This window comes from Collinsella sp. AM44-11, assembly GCF_003467145.1.
GTDB lineage: Bacteria > Actinomycetota > Coriobacteriia > Coriobacteriales > Coriobacteriaceae > Collinsella.
This window is the reverse complement of the sequence record NZ_QSFE01000005.1, coordinates 25103-44610: the sequence shown is the minus strand read 5'-3', so window position 1 is coordinate 44610 and position 19508 is coordinate 25103. Positions and strand designations below refer to the sequence as shown.

Sequence of the window (19508 nt, the reverse complement as noted above, 5' to 3'; positions counted from 1 at the left end):
ACTCGATGCATTCGTTTCCCCAACCGTACGGATTCAGCCCGCCCAGCGTCGTCTATGAACGACCCCGTAAAAACTCAAGGGACACCAATGCAATGTCATCGTCCAGCGCCGATTCGGTAAATCGGTCAAGCTCGCCCAAGACCTTGCTGCAAATGCCCGACACGCCCTCACCCGAGACAGAGAGCAGAAGGTCGCGAAGGCGCTGCTCGCCAAAGAAAGCACCCGAGCGGTCACGCGCTTCGATTGTTCCGTCGGTGTACATAAATAGCATGTCACCAGGAGCGAACGTAAACACGCCTGTCTCGTATACCATGCTCTCAAAGGCACCGATTACCCCCGATTGGCATCCAAGCAGCTCGACCTCCCCCCCACGGGCCTCGCCGCCACCCAGCGGCATCGACTCTGGCCTGATGACCATGGTCGGAGGATGGCCCGCCGAACAATACGTTGCGCGTCCGGCTTTAAGGTCAATCTTGGCGATAAAGGCCGTCACGAACGTCTCGACCCTCGAAAAGCCCATGAGCATGCTATTGAGCGAACGAGCCATGCGGGCGGGCCCCGCACCCTCCCAGGCATAGGCCGTCAGGGCCGTCTTGACGAGCGCGGACATCGATGCGGCCTCAATGCCTTTGCCAGACACATCACCAAGAATCATGACGGCGCAGTCGTCGGGAAGTCGGATGAGCGTATAGAAATCGCCGCCGACCAACGCCGAGTTCGTGGCCGACAGGTACACCGAATCGGCGGCGATACCCGGAACATCCCCCAAGGAATTTCTCATGCCGATCTGGAGGGTCTGAGCGATATGGCGCTCCTCGCGCTTTTGAGATTCGCCTTCGTAGATCAGCTCAAAGTCATGCGCCAAGTGCACCAAGTAGTCATATTCAAGGTCATCAATCGGCTCTTGGCTGCCATCACGAAGCAGCAGCGCGCGCGTCGTCGGGCCCTTCGCAACAGAAGCAGGAACAATCGCGTCGTTGCTGTGCTTGCCATCACCCTCAGAGCGCGGGCGCCCCGCCTCGATGCCAAAGTCGACGTAGAGACCCTGGCAAGGCAGACCATGCGCCCTAAGCCAGCCTCCCATAGGCATCGATTCGTCAACGCGAGTTATACGGACGTGTTTAAGGTCCTCGGCACTCGTGCCGCCCAAAACAGATGTCTCAAAGCCATCAGGGCCAGCTCCCAGACGTGCCGCCGGCGTCGTCGTAGAAAAGAAAAGCTTCTCGGGATCGTCCGGCAAAGCAACGCGACTGCCGCCTTCAAAATCTATGGCGTAGGAGTCCAGACTGGCGTCATACTCAATAGGGCAAAAATGGCAGTTGAGCATATTGCAGATCTCGGACGATACCGCCTGGGTAGCCGCGGCGGAATCGTCTAGAAAGGTAAACAACTCATCCCGCAAGACATTGAGCGAGCGGCCAAGCTCGGCCGTGCGACGGGAGCGAAGGCTCGATGCCATGCCGACCAGCTGGATAGACAGGTAATCGCAAATGACCTCGAGCACATTAACGTCATAGGCAAGCGGTGCCTGGGGGCGTTTCCAACCAACTTCCAGCACGCCAAGGATCTGCGTACCGTAAAAAACGGGAAGACAGATTTCACTGCGGTACGGAGGCATATCCTGCATGCGCAACAGATGCTTAGAACGATTATCCAGGTCCATGAACATACCGGATGCGGCTCTATCGCCCTCAAGGTCCTGTTGAATCGACAAGCGACAGGCACGCGACTCACGAAGAACATACGTCGGAATGCCAGCGCCATACGGCATAAATTCGGGAAGGTAGCTATCATGCAGCTCCTTGGAAACACCGCGGAGCTTAAAACCGCCGCTCTCAGAAAAATAAATCGCAGCTCCAGAGGCATCGAGCGTTCCGACGAGCTGATTCAAAACGGTATCGAGCAAGCTGGGGAGCTCATCGGAGCCCACGGTACTCATAATGACCGAAAGGGTACCCGAAAGGCGTTTATTCGCCACCCTAAGCTCCGATAGTGCACGTTTGAGCTGACGATCGTGGGAATACTGCTCTTCGATGCTGTGAAGCGCCACCAGGACGCGCGGCGCGCGGCGTCCAAAGATACGCGGAGGCGTAACGGAACCTGCGCGAACCAAGACGGGAATAAAGGACCCGTCGCTCAGCTTGAGCATCAGCTCACTCTCGCAGCCATCGGTCTCAAACGGCAGACGATGTTCGGTCGCGCGCTCAAAGGCAGACGAGTACAGAACGTCCTTGACATCACCGTTGATGACGTCAGCGCGCTCCTCGCACATCAGATCGAGCAAACGATTATTCACATGCAGAATGGTTCCGTCGAGCTCGCAGATGATGACAGCATCGCTCGTGATCTCGACTAGTTGGGCAACGTCTGCCCACTCGTTGCGTTCAAGCGTTTCCATCGTGGACCCCACCGTCTATCGGTAACAAAAAAGCCTCCGAAGAGGCTTCTCAAATGCGATGGTGTCGGAGGCGGGACTTGAACCCGCATGACCAAAAAGCGGTCACTAGCACCTCAAGCTAGCGCGTCTGCCAATTCCGCCACTCCGACATGCTATGTTGTTAATTCGCGGTTCGCTTTGTTAGACCCGCGCTTTCAACGAGGAAGATAATAACCTATGATTCGAGAACTGTGCAAGCACTTTTTTCAAAAAAGTTTACGAATTTATAAATGCGCTGGTAGATCTGTATGTCCGGGTCGGAATGGGGGCAGCTTCCCAGCGCGTCCTCGGGCATGCGGTACATTTTTATCCGCGCTTCGCGCTACAAAATGTACCGCCCCCTGCGGAATGCGCTGGGAAGCTGCCCCCATTCCGACCCTGCGTTAACATGCTCCAGGCAAAGTTCCTAAACATATTCTGGGGCTGATAAGAATTTAGTGGCTCGGCTTTGCCGAGCCCTTATATGGGGAGGCTGGAGCTAAAGCTCCGGTCTCGCTCAATTTCCTGTTAGATTAAGTGAGCGATCAAGGAATCGCACTCCCCCCGCCGAGTTACCGCAGGGCCCGCCCTGGTGTTACTTTTCAGAACATTCCGCAGGACGCAAGTAACCCCCGCCGCACGAAGTGCGCAGCGGGGGTTACTTGCATGTCCGAGGACGTTCTGAAAAGTAACACCAGGGCGGGCCCGGACGAAAACAACCGACTACAGGTCGATGTGCGATTCCTTGATCGGGAACGGCTCGGCGAAGTGGCACGCGCAGCAGTGGCCCGGTGCAACTTCCTTAAACTCAGGAAGCTTCTCTGAGCAGATGCCCTGCGCGATCGGGCAACGCGTGTGGAAACGGCAGCCGGTCGGCGGATCCAGCGGCGACGGCGGATCGCCAGCGAGGATGATGCGCTTGCGGGTCTTCTGGATATCCGGATCGGGCACCGGCACGGCAGACAGCAGCGACTGCGTGTACGGATGGTGAGGCTCGCTATAGAGCGTCTTCCAATCCGAAACCTCGACCATCTTGCCCAGATACATAACGGCAACGCGATCAGAAATGTGCTGCACGACAGAGAGGTCGTGAGCAATGAAGAGATAAGCCGTACCGAACTTGTCCTGAAGCTCCTTGAGCAGGTTCAGAACCTGGGCCTGAATGGAAACATCCAGAGCGGAGACGGGCTCGTCGCAGATGATCAGCTTGGGCTTCAGAGCGAACGCGCGGGCGATGCCGACACGCTGACGCTGACCGCCCGAGAACTCGTGCGGATAGCGGTTGATGTGCTCGGGGTTCAGGCCGACGACGTCCAGCAGCTCACGGACGCGCTCAATGCGCTCCTCCTTGGTACCCACGCCATGAATGGTCATGGGCTCGGAGACGATCTCGCCGATGGTCATACGAGGATTGAGCGAAGCATAGGGGTCCTGGAAGATGAACTGCATCTCACGACGCATGTCCTTGATCTCATGCTTGCTCATCTCGGCAACGTCTTTGCCCTGGAAGAACACTTTGCCTGCCGTCGGCTTGGTCAGGCGCATGATGGTGCGGCCCGTGGTGGACTTACCGCAACCAGACTCGCCGACCAGGCCAAAGGTCTCGCCCGGATAAATCTCGAATGAAATATCATTCACAGCAGAGACGACACGCTTGGAGAAGCGCTTGGCGAACATGCCGGACTCAGCGGGAAACTCCTTAGAGAGGTGTTCGACCTTCAACAGCGGAGTACGCTCGTTGGTATCTGCCATTACGCCTCGCCTCCCTTCTTGGAATCCTTGCGCGTACGGGACGTCTCAGGAGCGTTCTTGAGGAACTCGGGGTCACCGGAGTAGTGGCACGCAGAGTAATGACCAGACTCGGTAACAACGCGCTCGGGGCGCTGCTTGCGGCACTTGTCCGTCGCATAGGGGCAACGAGGCGAGAACACACAACCCTCGGGCAGGTTCATGAGCGAGGGCGGGTTGCCGTGAATCGGCGTAAGCGGTTTCTTCTCATCGATAGCCTGCTCCGGAATAGAGCGAATAAGGCCCCAGGTATAGGGGTGACGGCTCTCATAGAAGATCTCATCAGCAGTACCGAACTCGACGGGACGGCCGGCATACATAACCATGATCTTGTCGGCCATGTCGGCGACAACGCCCAGGTCGTGGGTAATCATGATGATAGCGTTGCCGTTCTTCTCCTGCATTTCCTGCATGAGCTCAATAATCTGAGCCTGGATGGTAACGTCCAGAGCAGTCGTAGGTTCGTCGGCAATCAGAATATCGGGATCGCAGGCAAGAGCCATGGCAATCATAACGCGCTGACGCATACCGCCGGAGAACTGGTGCGGATACTCATTGACGCGCTTCTCGGGCTCGGGGATACCCACGAGGTCCAAAAGCTCGGTGGCGCGCTTGAGCGCCTCCTGCTTGGAGTAGCCACGGTGCAGACGAAGGCCCTCGCCCACCTGCTTGCCGATCTTATAGACCGGGTTCAAGGAGGTCATAGGATCCTGGAAGATCATCGCGATATCGTTACCGCGAATGTGCTGCATCTCTTCCTCGGTCATCTCGAGGATAGAACGACCGCGATAGCGAACGTCGCCGCCCTCAATCTTTCCCGGAGGCATCGAGATAAGACCCATGATGGTCATGGCGGTCACGGACTTACCGGAGCCGGACTCACCGACGACACCGAGGGTCTCGCCACGATCGAGCGTGTAGGAGACACCGTCGACAGCGCGAACAACGCCATCTTCGGTGTGGAAATACATCTTAAGGTCATCGACCTCGAGCAGATGCTGGCCCTCGGGAACCGGCTGGTCCTTCAGGTCCACATAGTTCTTGTTCTTCTTCATCCTTATGCGTCCTTCATCTTGACGTCGAGGGCGTCGCGCAAACCGTCACCCAGCAGGGTGAAGGCGAGCACCGTCGAGAGAATTGCCAGACCGGGCATGATCATCATCCAGGGAGCAGTCAGAAGATACTGCTGACCGTCCTGAATCATGGAGCCCCACGAAGGCGTAGGCGGAATAACGCCCATGCCGAGGAAGGACAGAGCGGACTCGGTCAGAATAGCGCCGCCGATGTTCATGGTCGCGTAGACCACGATGGAAGCAACGGAGTTCGGGAAGATATGGCGCATAACGATACGGGCATCGGATGCACCCATGGCACGGGCGGCGTCAACATAGTCGTTCTCTTTGACCGTGAGGATCGCGGATCTAAAGACGCGCGCAATCGAAGGCCAGCCGAGAATACCGATGGCGATAAAGACGTTCTGAAGGCCACGGCCGATAACGGCGATCATGGCGACGACGAACAGCACGTACGGGAACGCCAGGAAGATGTCCGCGCAGCGCATGATAATCGTATCCCAGATGCCGCCATAGAAACCGGCAAGGGCGCCCATGACCAGACCGATCACCGTGGAGATGGCGGTGGCCATAATACCGACGGAAAGCGAAACACGTGCACCGTAGATAACACGAACGAGAATGTCGCGGCCAAGGGCGTCGGTGCCAAACGGGTGCTCGGCACACGGAGCCAGCAGCGACGTCTCGGCCATGGTGGTCGAGTCGGAAGCCGTAGGAGAGCCGAGCCAGGGCTTAGCCCACAGGTCGGCGGTCAGGGCAACCAAAACGACGACGATGATCCAGCAGACACCGATAACGGCGAGCTTGTTCTTGCGAAGACGCTTAAAAGCGTCGCCCCACAGCGTGCGGGACTTGGCGGGAGCAGATGCGGCCTTGGTGGCGGTAGCCTGCTCCTGAGACTGAGAATCAGTTTCCTGCATGAGACGTACCTCCCTTAGGCCTTATCCGACGGACCGCCAAGGCGGATGCGCGGGTCGAGGAATGCATAGCTAATGTCGACGAGCAGGTTAATCACCATAACGACGACAACGATGAGCGTAACGCCGCCCATAACGATGGGCCAGTCGCGCATGCTAATGGCGCGGTAGACCTCGAAGCCAATGCCGGGCCAGTTAAAGACCGTCTCGGTCAGGATGGCGCCCGAAAGCATGCCGCCGAAGTCGACACCAATATAGGTAACGACGGGGATGAGTGCATTCTTAAGCGCATGCTTGATGATGATCGCGCGATTGGAGAGACCCTTGGCCTTTGCCGTGCGGATGTAATCCTGGTTCATGACGTCGAGTAGCTGCGAGCGCATGATGCGGGCAGCATAGGCGGTCGAAACCGAAGCCAGCGTGATGGTCGGAAGCACATAGTGCATCCAATCCTGATACTGGGAGCTGGCACCGCCGGCACCCGAGATCGGCATAGAGAATGCGCCGCCGGTGAGATCCTTAAGGATGACGCCGAAGAACAGCTGCAGCAGCATACCGAGCCAGAAAGCAGGGACGGCAACGAGGATCGACGTGGTCAGCGTTACCAAAATATCCCAGAAGGAATAACGCTTTACCGCCGAAATAATACCCGCACCGATACCCATGATTGCCTCGAGCACGATAGCGCACGCGGCAAGTTTGACCGTATACGGATACTTCTGGGCAAAGATTTCCGTAACCGGCAGCTTGCGCTGGTACGAATTGCCCAAATCGCCATGAAGCAGACCGTTCATGTAATACAAATAACGGTCCACGAGCGACGTTTGAACGGGATCGCCGTTCTCGTCAAGGATCGCGTTGCCGTCCTCGTCCGACTGGACCAGGTGATAGCGCACGCGAAGCTGAAGCTCCACCTCGGGGGACAGAGCCTTGTCTCCACCGATCAGCTTGATCGGATCTCCCGGCACAATATTCTGGAGGGCGAACAGAATCAGCGTAACGCCCAAAAATACCGGGATGAACTGAAGCACACGTTTAACGATGTACTTACCCATACCACTCCCCTATCTAGGGATTAACCTAAATGGGATGCCGATCGCCAGACCGGCATCCCAAAATTACCATCAGCCAGTTTACCCCAGGTTAGGGGGAACTGTATGTTTCCCATGAGGTCTACGTAAATACTTGACCCTCACGGAAGCTGCAAACTCTTAAGCGAGCTCAGCGGTACTCAGATCGGCGTGCTTCTGCGGATCGACATAGAGGTGCTTGACACGGTCGGAGCCAGCGATGGTGTGCGTGTAGAACATCACCGGGATAACCGGGCAGTCGGCAGCGACCATAGCGTCGGCCTCCCGCATCTTGGCGATGCGCTCGTCGTCGTCAACCGTGGTGCGGGCCTCGTCGACCTTGGCATCGAACTCGGGGTTGCTGTAACCGGAACGGTTGTCGCCACCGAGGGAGTCGGAGTGGAACAGCGGGTACAGGAAGTTGTCCATGATCGGGTAATCGGCGATCCAGCCCAGACGGCCGAACTGATAGTTGAAGTTCTGATACTGCTCGAGCAGGGCAGACCACTCGGGAGTATCAGAGACGGCGGTGACGCCCACCTTGGCGAGGTCGCCGATGATGGACTCCATGATCTCCTTGTGGCCACCGTCCTGGTTGTAGGACAGGGTCACATTGATGCCACGATCGCCGTTAGCGCCAGCGGGAGCGACCTTGTCGAGGTACTCGTTAGCCTTGTCGACGTCATAGGCGGCAAACTCCCATGCGCCCTCCTTGTAGCCAGCGATTCCCGGAGGAACAATACCGTCGGCGGGGGTACGGGTACCCTTGAAGATGGTCTTGCAGATGGCCTCACGGTTGATGGCCAGGGAGATGCCCTTGCGCAGGTCGGCGTTATTGAACGGCTCGGCCGTGTTGTTGCAGGTCAGATAGTAGGTGGAAGGCTCGGCACCGAGCAGCATATGCTCGCCGTCACCCATGGTGTAGCCGTCCTTGGACTCGCCACGGTCCTTCTTTGCGGCGTCGATCTGAGCAACGGGAACGTCGCAGACATCGAGGTTACCGGCCTGGAACTCCTTGTAAGCGGTCTCCATGTCCTTGATGACCTGGAAGTGGATGGCGTCGATCTTGGCCTTGTCGCCATAGTAATCATCGAACTTCTTGAGGTTGATCTCCTGGCCATCCTCCCACTTACCGTCCATCATGAACGGGCCGTTACCGACCGGGGCAAGGTAGAAGCTCTTGACATCGGACTCGGCGCACTCGGGAACCGGGGACAGAGCCGGGTGAGAGGCGACGAAGGGGAAGTCGGCGTAGGCAGAAGTCAGCTTGACGACGAGGGTCTCATCGTCGGGGCAAGTAACACCGCTGAGCTCGGTAGCGTTGCCGGCAAGCAGATCGTCATAGCCCTCAACCATGGAAAGGTGATAGGAGACCTCGGAAGGACCATACTCGGTGGCGATGGCCGACTTGGTGTTGACCAGGCGCTCCCAACCGAGCTTGAAGGACTTGGAGGTAACGTCGTCACCGTTGTGGAACTTAGCCTTCTTGATCTTGAAGGTGAACTCGGTGGCGTCGTCGTTAGCCTCAAAGGACTCGCAAGCCAGCGGAACGATCTCGCCCTTCTCGGGGTCGTACTCCGTCAGAGCGTCGAAGAGCTGGTACTCGACCTGAGTGCCCTGATCCTCCTGGACGTTGTAGGGGTCGATGCAGACCGGGTTGTTGATGTAGAAGTTCAGCGTCGAACCGGACTCAGAACCGGAAGCGTCGCCGCCCTTCTTGCCGCATGCGGCAAGAAAAGCCATGGAGCTCGCAGCGAGGGTGCCGCCAACAAAGGCGCGACGACCCATAACGGGCTGGTGGAACATAGAATCAGCCATGCCATCCTCCTTATGAGATAGGACAAAGTGAATTCGGCCGGGCAACGTCGAGACAGCCCAATCGAACCATTCAAACGCGGTCCGCTGTTATGGCTGGTTATGCAATGCGGGCCAACGTTTTGCAATACAGTAGCGCATTTTATGCACAATTTGGCGCTGATTCCGGTTAACGGTCGAGAATTTCTTTAGTTGGGCGAAGTATGTGGGGATATTTTGGCTCTGTTACAAGTCTGTAAACAAAAAGGGCCCCGCACATGCGGGACCCCTTACAAACGTATATACGCCGATGCTTAGTAGCCGACGATGCCCTGCGGGAAGAAAAACATGCACAGAACGACACACACGGCAAAAACGACGGCCATAATTACCGTCAGGCGATCGAGGTTCTGCTCCATGACGCCCGTGGCAGAGCTGGAGTTATACAGCGAGCTAGCGATCATATCCGAAACGCCGGTGCCCTTACCGGAATGCATCAGAACGAGAATCGTCAGCGCCACGGCAGAAACAGCCCAAACGACAAACAGAAGAATCTGAAACGGACCCATAGATAAGCTCCTTAATAGAACAATTCAAACTCTAGTACTGTACCACAACCTCCAACACTCCCCCACCTGCCATTTAGGGACGGGGTAGAAATGGCAGAAATACCAAAAAGGGGGTCGTCCGGTTGTGGACAACCCCCTTACTAGAAAACGGTATTTGTTTTCTATTAGGCCTCGGTGGCGAGCACGCGACCCGTCATCTCGGCGGAAGGCTCAATACCAGCCATGGTGAGCATGGTCGGAGCGATATCGGAAAGACGGCCGTCCTCGATACCGGTGAGCTTGGCCTTATCATCAACGATGATGAACGGCACGCGGTTGGTGGTGTGAGCCGTAAACGGATGCTTGGAACCGTCGGAAGCAACGTCAAACATGTGATCGGCGTTGCCATGGTCGGCGGTAATCAGCGCAAAGCCGCCCTTGGCGAGAATCGCCGGGACAACCTTGGACAGAGCATCGTCAACAGCCTCGACGGCCTTAACGGCGGCGTCGAACACGCCGGTGTGACCAACCATGTCGCAGTTCGCGAAGTTCACGATGTAGAAATCAGCGCGATCCTCGTTAATAGCGGCGACGAGCTTCTCGGTAACCTCGGGAGCGCTCATCTCGGGCTGCAGATCGTAGGTAGCAACCTTGGGGGAAGCGACGAGCACGCGCTCCTCGCCCTCCTTGGGCTCCTCGATGCCGCCGTTGAGGAAGAACGTCACATGGGCGTACTTCTCGGTCTCGGCGGTGTGCAGCTGCTTCAGGCCATTGGCGGCGATAACGTCGGCCAGAACGTTCTCGGGGAATGTCTTGGGGAAGGCGACCTCGACGTCAAACGTCGGATCGTACTCGGTCATCGTCACAAAGTGCGAAAGCTTAATCTGCTCGCGCTCAAAGCCGTCGAACTCCTTGTCCGTGAACACGCGAGTCATCTGACGAGCGCGGTCGGGACGGAAGTTGAAGAAGATGGCCGCGTCGCCCTCGTGAATGCCCTCGTTGTGGGCAGCGAAGGGCTCGACGAACTCGTCGCCGCGCGGATCCTTCTCGTAGTAGGCCTTGATACCGGCAACGGGGTCGGTATCGGCATCGGACGCGTTGACCATGACGTCGTAGGCACGCTGGATGCGCTCCCAGCGGTTGTCGCGGTCCATGGCCCAATAGCGGCCCGAAACGGTGGCAACGCGAGCGTCGCAACCGGTCTCCTCGGAAATCTTGGCCAGGAAAGCGCAGAACTCGCTCATGTAGCCGGCACCGGACTGCGGGTCGACGTCGCGGCCATCCATGAAGGCGTGGACGCGAACGGTCTTGACGCCATGCTGGGCAGCCATCTTGACCAGAGCCTCGACGTGGTTCATGTGAGAATGAACACCGCCAGGGCTCATAAGGCCCATGAGGTGCAGGGTCTTGCCTTCGGCCTTGACGTCGTCCATAGCCTTGACGAAAACCTCGTTCTTGGCGATGGAGCCGTCCTTGATGGCGTTGTTGATGCGCGAAAGCTCCTGGAACACGATGCGGCCGGCACCGATGTTGAGGTGACCCACCTCGGAGTTGCCCATCTGGCCGTCGGGAAGGCCCACGTCCTCGCCCGAAGCACCGAGCGTGGTGTGAGGATACTTCTCGTACAGGCTATCAAGGAAGGGCGTCTTGGCAGCGGCGACGGCGTTCTCGCCATCAGCCGGAGCAAGGCCGCAGCCATCCATGATGATCAGGAGTGCAGGAAGATGACGCTGTGCCATATGTCCTACTCGCCTGCCTTGACGACCATAGAGGCGAAGTCGGCAGCCTTGAGCGAAGCGCCGCCCACGAGGGCGCCGTCAACGTCAGGCTTGGCGACGAGCTCGGCAATGTTGCCGGGCTTAGCGGAACCACCGTACAGGACGCGGATACCGTCGGCGAGCTCCTCGCCGAACATCTCCTTGAGGGTCTCACGGATAGCGCCGCAGACCTCCTGAGCGTCCTCGGCGGTAGCGGTCTTGCCGGTGCCGATAGCCCAGATGGGCTCGTAGGCGACGACGACCTGCTTGGGGCAGGTGATCTCAAGACCAGCAAGGCCAGCCTTGACCTGGTTCACGACGTGCTCGACATAGGTGCCAGCCTCGCGGACCTCGAGGGACTCGCCGCAGCAGAAGACGGGAACAAGACCGGCGGCAACGAGGGCCTTGGCCTTCTTGTTCTGATCCTCGTCGGTCTCGTGGAAGTAGTCGCGACGCTCGGAGTGACCGATGATGCAGTAGGTGCAGCCAGCGGACTTGAGCATGTCGCAGGAGGACTCACCGGTGAAGGCACCCTTGGCCTCCCAGTACACGTTCTGAGCACCGAGGGCGATGGGGGCAGCCTGAATACGGTCATGAACCGTGGTGATGTCAATGGTCGGAGGGCAGACGAGCACCTCGACGCCAGCCGGAACCTCGGGCAGAGCCTGAGCCAGCTCGTCGGCGAGCTTGGCGGCCTCGGCGACGTCGTTGTTCATCTTCCAGTTACCAGCGATAAGAAGGGTGCGATTAGGCATCGAGAAGCGCCTCCACTCCGGGCAGGGCCTTACCCTCGACGAGCTCCATGGAAGCGCCACCACCGGTGGAGATCCAGCTCATCTTGTCGGCCAGGTTGAACTTGTTGACAGCCGCGACAGAGTCACCACCGCCGATGATCGAGGTGCAGTCGGCCTCGGCGACGGCCTCGGCGATAGCCTGGGTGCCGTGAGCGAAGTTGTCGAACTCGAAGACGCCCATGGGGCCGTTCCAGAACACGGTCTTGGCGCCCTTGACGGCCTCGGCGTAGAGCTCCTCGGTCTTGGGGCCGATGTCCATGCCCTCACGATCGTCGGGGATAGCGTCGGAAGCGACAACCTCGGGGACAGCGTCCTCGCCAAAGTGATCGGCAACGCGGTTGTCGATGGGGAGCAGGATCTTAACGCCCTTCTCCTCGGCCTTCTTGAGCATCTCGCCAGCGCGCTCGACCCAGTCCTCTTCCTTGAGGGACTGACCGACGGTCAAGCCCTGAGCCAGGAAGAAGGTGTAGGCCATGCCGCCACCGATGATCAGGGTGTCAGCGGAGTCGATGAGGTGATCGAGAACGCCGATCTTGGAGGAAACCTTGGAACCGCCGACGATAGCGACGAAGGGACGCTCGGGCTCGGCGAAGATGCCGGTCAGCGTGTCGACCTCCTTCTCGAGCAGGAAGCCGGCGACGGCAGGCAGGTAAGCGGCGGGGCCCACGACGGAACCCTGGGCGCGGTGAGCGGTGCCGAAGGCATCGAGAACGAAGACGTCACCATAGGAAGCGAGCTTCTTGGCGATCTCGGGATCGTTCTTCTTCTCACGCTTGTCAAAACGGACGTTCTCAAGAACGAGGACCTTGCCCGGCTCGACGGCGGCGACGGCCTCGGCGGCTTTCTCGCCATAGGTGTCGGCAACAAAGGCAACGTCCAGACCAGAAAGCTCAGCGAGCTTCTTGGCGACGGGCTCGAGGGAGAGCTCGGGCTGGAAGCCGGTGCCATCGGGACGGCCGAGGTGGCTCATGAGGATGACGCGAGCGTTGTGCTCAACGAGGTAGTTGATGGTGGGCAGGGCAGCCTTGATGCGGGTGGTGTCGCCAACGACGCCATCCTTGATAGGCACGTTGAAGTCAACGCGGACGAGAACGCGCTTGCCGTCGACATCGATGTCGCGGACGGTCTTCTTGGTAAAGGCCATGTTTGCTTCTACCTTTCGTACGTGTCTGCCTCCCATTACGGCAGACGATTTCCTATAAAAAGGGCGCGACCCTAGGGTGTAAGCCCTATAAGGCCGCGCCCTTCTTTAGACGCTCAACGAGCTATTCGCTAAAAGCTAAATTAAGCAACGAACTTCTCGAAGTACTTGATGGTGCGGACCATCTGAGAGGTGTAAGAGTTCTCGTTGTCGTACCAAGAGGTGACCTGAACGAGGGTCTGGCCGTTGCCGAGATCAGAGCACATGGTCTGAGTGGCGTCGAAGATGGAGCCGTGGGTCTCGCCGATGATGTCGGTGGAGACGATGTCGTCCTCGTTGTAACCGAAGGTCTCGGAGATGGTGGCAGCGTAGGCCTTCATAGCGGCGTTGACCTCGTCGACGGTGACCTTCTTGTCAACGACAGCGTAGAGGTTGGTGATGGAGCCGGTCGGCGTCGGGACGCGCTGGGCGGCACCGATGAGCTTACCGTTGAGCTCGGGGAGAACCAGGCCGATAGCCTTGGCAGCACCGGTGGTGTTGGGGACGATGTTGACGGCGCAGGCGCGGCTACGACGCTTGTTGCCCTTGCGCTGCGGGCCGTCGAGCGGCATCTGGTCGCCAGTCCAGGCGTGAATGGTGGTCATGATGCCGGACACGATGGGAGCGAAGTCGTTCAGACCCTTGGCCATCGGGGCGAGGCAGTTGGTGGTGCAGGAAGCGGCGGAGATGATGTTGTCCTCAGCGGTCAGCGTCTCGTGGTTGACGTTGTACACGATGGTGGGCAGATCGCTGCCGGCCGGAGCGGAGATGACGACCTTCTTGGCGCCAGCGTTGATGTGGGCCTGAGCCTTAGCCTTGCTGGTGTAGAAGCCGGTGCACTCGAGAACGACGTCGACGTCGAGGTCGCCCCAAGGCAGGTTGTTGGCGTCGGCCTCCTTGTAGATCTTGATCTCCTTGCCGTCAACGGTGATGGAATCCTCGCCAGCAACGACCTCGTGATCGCGAGCGTAGTTGCCCTGCGTGGAGTCGTACTTCAGCAGGTAAGCGAGCATATCGGGAGAGGTGAGGTCGTTGATAGCGACGATCTCGGAGCCCTCATGACCGAACATCTGACGGAAAGCCAGACGACCGATGCGACCGAAGCCGTTAATAGCAACCTTTACTGCCATTGTGTCTCCTTTCGTAAGGCCCCCGCAAGCTACAGCGCCTGCCGTTGAGGCCCACAAACTAACCACTCGCCTAATATACCTTTTTTTGGACTTGAATTTCACGAGAATGCTCGAAATTGAAAATCAAATTTACGTTAAAACGTTTTAAAGAATAAAACAGCAGTTAAATCCGTATATACGCCGATACTTTAAACTACCTGTTTGCTTCAATGAGCTTTTCAAGCCTCAAAACTCGATGGTAGAGGGCCGACTTTGACAAGGGAGGGTCAGCCATCTCCCCCAAATCACGCAGCGACAGATCGGGATAGCGCTCGCGCAGGTCGCAAAAGACCGCCAAGGCATCCGGAAGCGCATCGCGAAGGCCACGCTGCTCGAGCTCATCGATCAACGCAAGCTGATGTTGGGCAGCGCCCGCACTTCTGGTCTGATTGGCCAGCTCGGCATTCACGCGACGGTTTACGTCGTTCTTAACCAATTTGACCGCGCGCGCTTCCTCAATCTCGGCAACGCTGCGCTTGGCTCCGACCAGCTTTAGGAGCTGCTCGATCTCCTCGGCGCTCTTAATGTACACGGCATAGGACCCGCGCCGTGCGTTGACGCGCGCATGGACCCCAATCTGCTCCAGCAGATCGCAGAGCCCCTTGGCATATTGCTCGCCCTGCACCGCGATCTCCAAATGAAAGTCGCCGCGGGGATCGGCCACGAAACCGCCGGCGATGAGCGCGCCGCGGATGTAGGCAAGTCTACAGCAGGGACGGGCAACGATGTGCCGGGGAACACCGGCGACGAGCCCTCCCCTGCGGTCTAGAATGCCCAGCAGCACCAGAGCCTTGTCCAGGTCGGGTTGATCGGGCAGGGTAATGAGATAATTACGGACCTTATGCAAGACCGATTTACGAACGGTGAATTCCGTTTTGAGCTTAAGGATGCGATGTGTCAGCGTGATCATCGTGCGCGCGACGGCTCCCGTCTCAGTCGCAACCGTCAAACGATACCGCCCAGAGCCGGTAAGCGAGAGCGTACCACTCACGCGCGTGAGGGCGGCAAGTGTCGACAAGTCGCAGTATTCACATTCGGGTTCGCAGCGCGCAAGCTCGTCGCGCACCTCAGCGGTAAACGACATGCAGGCCTATGCCTTCGTGTTGGCGCGCGACAGATCGCGGTGGGAGATGCTCACGTGATACTGGGCGCCTTCCAGGTAACGGGCCGTGGCCTCGGCAATGGCGACGCTACGGTGCTGTCCGCCCGTGCAGCCGATGGCGATAGAAAGCTGCGGTTTACCCTCCGCGATATAGCCCGGCATCACCGTATCGAGTAGCTGTGTCCAAGCCTTCCAAAACTCCTGCGTCTTGGGATGGTCCAGAACAAAATCCGAGACCTTTTTATCGAGACCGGTCATCGTGCGCATCTCGGGATCGTAGAATGGATTGGGCAGGAAGCGGACGTCGATCATAATGTCCGCCTCGACGGGCATGCCGTGCTTAAAGCCAAACGAGAACACATGGACGTCCATGAGCTGTTGGTCGGACAGTTCGGAAAATGCCATACGTAGCTTGTTGCGCAGCGCAGAGGTGCGCAGACGGCTCGTGTCGATAATCATATCGGCTCGATCGCGCACGCCCTGCAGCTGAAGGCGCTCGCGCTGAATGGCATCGGCCGTAGTCTCCCCCGGTTTGGCAATGGGATGACGGCGGCGGTTTTCGCTATAACGACGGATCAGCACCTCGTCAGAAGCCTCTAGGAACACGATGTCGCAGCTCATCTCGCGTTCTTCGAGCGCGGCGACCGCATCGAGCAACTCGTCAAACAGTCCCTGGCTACGCAAATCGCAGGTGACGGCGAGATGCCTGCCCACGCCCGTATTGATGCCGACGAGCTCGGCAAGCTGGGCGATCAGACGCGGAGGCAGGTTATCGATGCAAAAATAGCCCATGTCCTCGAACACGTGCATGGCCTGCGTGCGGCCCGATCCGGACATTCCGGTGATGATGACGATATCGGGGATGCGCTCCGAGCGCTCCGCCGCATCCATGGCATCTCCCTTTTGCATGTGTTGCCTCCCGAAAACAAGCGCGGGACCCAGCAACCCGGATCCCGCGCGGTCAATTGCCTATATTGAGTATACCGCCCCGAGCGGATACGAGGCCTGTCTTACGCCTCAAGCGCAGCCTTGAACCAACTCGTAATACTCGTGGGATGCGTGATGGCAGTGCCGACGACAACGGCCCAAGCGCCAGCATCGATCGCGGCGCGAGCCTCCTCGGGCGTGTGCACACGGCCCTCGCAGATGATGGGAAGACCGGGGAATTCCTCGGTCGCCTGACGCAGAAGCGGAAGATCGGGGCCATCGGCCATGGTGCAGTCGATGGCGGCGACACCATGAGAAAGCGTGGTGGATACAAGGTCGAAGCCCATATCAACCGCACGGCGAATGTCCTCGATGGTGGCACAATCCGCCATCAGGAGCACACCCTCCTCGCGCAGCGGACGGAAGGTGTCCTCGACGGTCTTGCCATCGGGACGCGGACGATCGGTGGCATCGATCGCCACGATATCGGCACCCGCGGCAACGCAGGCGCGAGCGTGACGCAGCGTCGGCGTGATGTAAACGCCCTCGTGCCCATCCTTCCACAGGCCGATAACAGGAACCTCACAGCGACCCTTAATGGCGGCAATGTCGGCAAGGCCCTGACAGCGAATGGCGGCGGCGCCGCCAAGCTCGCAAGCGCGAGACATTTGAGCCATGGTCTCGGGCGTACGAAGCGGCTCGCCCATATACGCCTGAACGCTCACGACGAGCTTGCCCTTCAGGGATTGAATCAAAGGATCAACGGTCATGTGCGACTCAACCTTTCTCAAAACAGCCTTCTGAGACGCCGCACCTTGACGTTCAAACCGTCGCTCGCGTACCGAAGTACGCTTCGCTCCTCTTTCACGTCAATCTGCGGCACCTCAGAAGGCGCACTTGGTAGTTATGTTTACTTCAACGACGCAAGAAGGTGTTCGGCGGCACCGATGAGCGGAGCATCGCCCTCCAGAGAACCGATGAGGATCGGCGTGTCCTGAAGCGGATCGAGCGCCTGGCTGGCATAGCCCTCGTGCACCGAATCCTTCCACGTCTGCGAACGCCAATCGGGACCTTGGTGAATCACGCCACCCGAAAGCACGATGACCTCAGGGTCCAGGATGTTAGCGAGCGAGCCCAAGCTGGCACCCAACGCAAAGCCGGCATCATGGATGACCTCGGTCGCCTTTGCGTCGCCTGCACGGCACAGGTCGTTCACATCGCGACCGACCGAAGGACGGCTGGGGTCGACACGGCCAAAGCGCTCATCGTACATACGACCAATGGAAGTGCCCGAAGCAACCGACTCCAGATGGCCGGAACGCCCGCAGGCGCAGGGAATGCCGGCGGCAGCCGAGCACTCGATGTGGCCCATATGGCCAGCAGCACCATGGAAGCCCTGCATCACGCGGCCGTTCTCGACATATGCGCCGCCGATGCCCGTACCGATGCCAAGACACAAGACGGAGAACTTGCCCTTGCCGACGCCCCAGTGGGCCTCGCCCAGAGCATGAGCCTGCACGTCGCCTACAACGGCAACGGGAAGACCGAGATCCTCGCGCAGACGCGGCCCCAACTGAACGCCGGACCAGCCGGGCATGATCTCATTGGCATACGCGATGGCGCCCGTCTTGGGATCGACGACGCCGGCGGCACCGATACCGACGCCAAGGACCTCGACATCGGGATTTGCCTCGAGAGCAGCCTTGATGGACGCCTCGATACGCTGGAAGACGGCCTCGCCGCCCTCTTGGGCCTCGGTGGGAACCTCGGCCTCAAAAACGGGATGGGGCACACTACCGTCAGCCGGGTACTCCATGATGGCAGTCGCAATTTTAGTTCCGCCGATATCGACAGAGCAGACGTACTTGTTCTCCATGTCGCTCTCCTTCGGAGATAAAAACAACTACAGGAAATGCGCCGTCAGGCTAGCCGTCACAGCGCAGTAAAGGTTTTCCTGGTGCCCAAGATCGCCGAGAAACCGTGTGGCCATTGACCTAATAGTCATGGCCACACGGTTGAGGTGCGAGGTCGGGTGCCTGGGAAGCTTTACAGGAGACCGTTGTCCTGAAGGACCTTCCTAATCGCCTCGACGTTCTCGCCGGTCATGGCCTTCACCGGGCGCGGCATGGTCGGGCTGTCGAAGATACCCATGAGGTTCATAGCGGTCTTGAAGGCGCCGACGCCACCGGCATAGCCCTGGACGCCCGAGGTGACGTCCCAGATGTGCGAAATCTCATTGAGGCGATCCTGCTCGGCCTTGACGGTAGCCCAGTCGCCGGCCTGAGCGGCCTTCCACTGGCGCACGTAGCCCTCGGGCTCAACGTTGGCAAGGCCCGGGACAGAGCCGTCGGCGCCACCGAGGTAAGCGCCGTCGACAACGACCTCGTGACCGGTGAGGATGCTCATCGGATGGCCATTCTTCTCGTTCTCCTGAACGAGGTAGCGGAACGAGATGTCATCACCCGAGGAATCCTTGACGCCAGCAAGGACGCCCTCGGCGCCGAGCTTGGCAAGGAGCTTCCAGGGGAGCTTGGTGTGAACGCACACGGGAATGTCATAGGCAAAGATGGGCAGGTCAAGCTCCTCGTGCAGGATGCGGAAGTGCTCCTCGACCTCGGTCATGCCCTGCAGGGCATAGAACGGGCAGGTGGCGACAAGCGCATCGGCGCCCAGCTCCTGAGCGACCTTACCGTGCTCGATCATGCGCTCGGTCTCGGTATCGATGATGCCGACCAGAACAGGCACGCGGTGATCGACGATGCGCACGGCCTCGGCGATAATCTGGCGACGGCGCTCGTCGGTGGAGAAGACGACCTCGCCCGAGGATCCCAGGAAGAACAGGCCATCGACGCCGGCATCGATCATGCGGTTGATGCTGCGCTCAAAGGAGACAACATCGAGCTGGTGATCTTCGGTATCGGGAACAACGACGGGAGGGATAACGCCGGTGAATTTCTGAGTTGCCACAAGAAT

At 58.8% G+C, this 19508-nt stretch carries 16 protein-coding genes and 1 tRNA gene; all 17 read right to left on the bottom strand.

What is annotated here, in order from left to right:
- Window positions 1–52 precede the first annotated feature (52 nt).
- The 17 genes from DW943_RS04475 to DW943_RS04395 all read right to left on the bottom strand — a co-directional run bounded on the left by DW943_RS04475 (window position 53) and on the right by DW943_RS04395 (window position 19502).
- Entirely contained in the window at window positions 53–2398 is a 2346-nt protein-coding gene (locus tag DW943_RS04475) for a SpoIIE family protein phosphatase (RefSeq protein ID WP_117862285.1), read from the bottom strand.
- Between the two features lie 59 nt (window positions 2399–2457).
- Window positions 2458–2547: transfer RNA gene (locus DW943_RS04470), tRNA-Leu, on the bottom strand.
- 592 nt (window positions 2548–3139) lie between these two features.
- Complete coding sequence (locus tag DW943_RS04465) at window positions 3140–4168, bottom strand: ABC transporter ATP-binding protein (RefSeq protein WP_022094888.1); 1029 nt, start codon at window positions 4166–4168, stop codon at window positions 3140–3142.
- Window positions 4168–5259, bottom strand: coding sequence for an ABC transporter ATP-binding protein (locus DW943_RS04460; protein ID WP_117862284.1), 1092 nt, complete (start codon window positions 5257–5259; stop codon window positions 4168–4170). Before DW943_RS04460 ends, DW943_RS04465 begins: the two co-directional genes overlap by 1 nt.
- 2 nt (window positions 5260–5261) lie before the next feature.
- Window positions 5262–6197 (bottom strand): ABC transporter permease, encoded by a 936-nt coding sequence (locus DW943_RS04455; protein WP_117584279.1) that lies wholly within the window; start codon window positions 6195–6197, stop codon window positions 5262–5264.
- A 14-nt stretch (window positions 6198–6211) separates the two neighbouring features.
- Window positions 6212–7249 (bottom strand): ABC transporter permease, encoded by a 1038-nt coding sequence (locus DW943_RS04450; protein ID WP_117862283.1) that lies wholly within the window; start codon window positions 7247–7249, stop codon window positions 6212–6214.
- 156 nt (window positions 7250–7405) lie between these two features.
- Window positions 7406–9082, bottom strand: coding sequence for an ABC transporter substrate-binding protein (locus DW943_RS04445; RefSeq protein ID WP_117862282.1), 1677 nt, complete (start codon window positions 9080–9082; stop codon window positions 7406–7408).
- A gap of 290 nt (window positions 9083–9372) precedes the next feature.
- Complete coding sequence (gene secG / locus DW943_RS04440) at window positions 9373–9627, bottom strand: preprotein translocase subunit SecG (protein WP_006236144.1); 255 nt, start codon at window positions 9625–9627, stop codon at window positions 9373–9375.
- Between the two features lie 164 nt (window positions 9628–9791).
- Window positions 9792–11345, bottom strand: coding sequence for a 2,3-bisphosphoglycerate-independent phosphoglycerate mutase (gene gpmI, locus DW943_RS04435; RefSeq protein WP_117862281.1), 1554 nt, complete (start codon window positions 11343–11345; stop codon window positions 9792–9794).
- Window positions 11346–11350: 5 nt separating this feature from the next.
- The gene (gene tpiA, locus DW943_RS04430) at window positions 11351–12118 is read right to left on the bottom strand and encodes a triose-phosphate isomerase (RefSeq protein ID WP_089572945.1); all 768 of its coding nucleotides are present in this window, start codon (window positions 12116–12118) and stop codon (window positions 11351–11353) included.
- Entirely contained in the window at window positions 12111–13301 is a 1191-nt protein-coding gene (gene pgk / locus DW943_RS04425; protein WP_117564871.1) for a phosphoglycerate kinase, read from the bottom strand. The genes tpiA and pgk overlap by 8 nt, the downstream gene beginning before the upstream one ends.
- Before the next feature lie 140 nt (window positions 13302–13441).
- Entirely contained in the window at window positions 13442–14467 is a 1026-nt protein-coding gene (gene gap / locus DW943_RS04420; RefSeq protein ID WP_022094880.1) for a type I glyceraldehyde-3-phosphate dehydrogenase, read from the bottom strand.
- Between the two features lie 193 nt (window positions 14468–14660).
- Window positions 14661–15590: a DNA-binding protein WhiA gene (gene whiA / locus DW943_RS04415; protein ID WP_117862280.1), complete on the bottom strand. Its 930-nt coding sequence runs from the start codon at window positions 15588–15590 to the stop codon at window positions 14661–14663.
- 6 nt (window positions 15591–15596) lie between these two features.
- Window positions 15597–16517 carry an RNase adapter RapZ gene (rapZ, locus tag DW943_RS04410; RefSeq protein ID WP_022094878.1) on the bottom strand — a complete coding sequence of 307 codons (921 nt, stop codon included), beginning with the start codon at window positions 16515–16517 and terminating at the stop codon, window positions 15597–15599.
- A 101-nt stretch (window positions 16518–16618) separates the two neighbouring features.
- On the bottom strand, window positions 16619–17305 hold the full coding sequence (locus tag DW943_RS04405; protein WP_117862279.1) for an N-acetylmannosamine-6-phosphate 2-epimerase: 687 nt from the start codon (window positions 17303–17305) through the stop codon (window positions 16619–16621).
- A 140-nt stretch (window positions 17306–17445) separates the two neighbouring features.
- A complete protein-coding gene (locus DW943_RS04400; protein ID WP_022094876.1) occupies window positions 17446–18411 on the bottom strand; it encodes an ROK family protein in 966 nt (321 codons plus the stop codon).
- 170 nt (window positions 18412–18581) lie between these two features.
- Window positions 18582–19502, bottom strand: coding sequence for a dihydrodipicolinate synthase family protein (locus tag DW943_RS04395; RefSeq protein ID WP_117647503.1), 921 nt, complete (start codon window positions 19500–19502; stop codon window positions 18582–18584).
- Between the last annotated feature and the right edge of the window lie 6 nt (window positions 19503–19508).

What these genes read in the sequence shown, in the direction of transcription:
- secG (WP_006236144.1), bottom strand. Translation starts at nt 9,627, where the DNA reads ATGGGTCCGTTTCAGATTCTTCTGTTTGTCGTTTGGGCTGTTTCTGCC.
- DW943_RS04445 (WP_117862282.1), bottom strand. Translation starts at nt 9,082, where the DNA reads ATGGCTGATTCTATGTTCCACCAGCCCGTTATGGGTCGTCGCGCCTTT.
- DW943_RS04400 (WP_022094876.1), bottom strand. Translation starts at nt 18,411, where the DNA reads ATGGAGAACAAGTACGTCTGCTCTGTCGATATCGGCGGAACTAAAATT.
- gpmI (WP_117862281.1), bottom strand. Translation starts at nt 11,345, where the DNA reads ATGGCACAGCGTCATCTTCCTGCACTCCTGATCATCATGGATGGCTGC.
- pgk (WP_117564871.1), bottom strand. Translation starts at nt 13,301, where the DNA reads ATGGCCTTTACCAAGAAGACCGTCCGCGACATCGATGTCGACGGCAAG.
- whiA (WP_117862280.1), bottom strand. Translation starts at nt 15,590, where the DNA reads ATGTCGTTTACCGCTGAGGTGCGCGACGAGCTTGCGCGCTGCGAACCC.
- DW943_RS04465 (WP_022094888.1), bottom strand. Translation starts at nt 4,168, where the DNA reads ATGGCAGATACCAACGAGCGTACTCCGCTGTTGAAGGTCGAACACCTC.
- DW943_RS04455 (WP_117584279.1), bottom strand. Translation starts at nt 6,197, where the DNA reads ATGCAGGAAACTGATTCTCAGTCTCAGGAGCAGGCTACCGCCACCAAG.
- DW943_RS04475 (WP_117862285.1), bottom strand. Translation starts at nt 2,398, where the DNA reads ATGGAAACGCTTGAACGCAACGAGTGGGCAGACGTTGCCCAACTAGTC.
- rapZ (WP_022094878.1), bottom strand. Translation starts at nt 16,517, where the DNA reads ATGCAAAAGGGAGATGCCATGGATGCGGCGGAGCGCTCGGAGCGCATC.
- gap (WP_022094880.1), bottom strand. Translation starts at nt 14,467, where the DNA reads ATGGCAGTAAAGGTTGCTATTAACGGCTTCGGTCGCATCGGTCGTCTG.
- DW943_RS04450 (WP_117862283.1), bottom strand. Translation starts at nt 7,249, where the DNA reads ATGGGTAAGTACATCGTTAAACGTGTGCTTCAGTTCATCCCGGTATTT.
- DW943_RS04460 (WP_117862284.1), bottom strand. Translation starts at nt 5,259, where the DNA reads ATGAAGAAGAACAAGAACTATGTGGACCTGAAGGACCAGCCGGTTCCC.
- DW943_RS04405 (WP_117862279.1), bottom strand. Translation starts at nt 17,305, where the DNA reads ATGACCGTTGATCCTTTGATTCAATCCCTGAAGGGCAAGCTCGTCGTG.
- tpiA (WP_089572945.1), bottom strand. Translation starts at nt 12,118, where the DNA reads ATGCCTAATCGCACCCTTCTTATCGCTGGTAACTGGAAGATGAACAAC.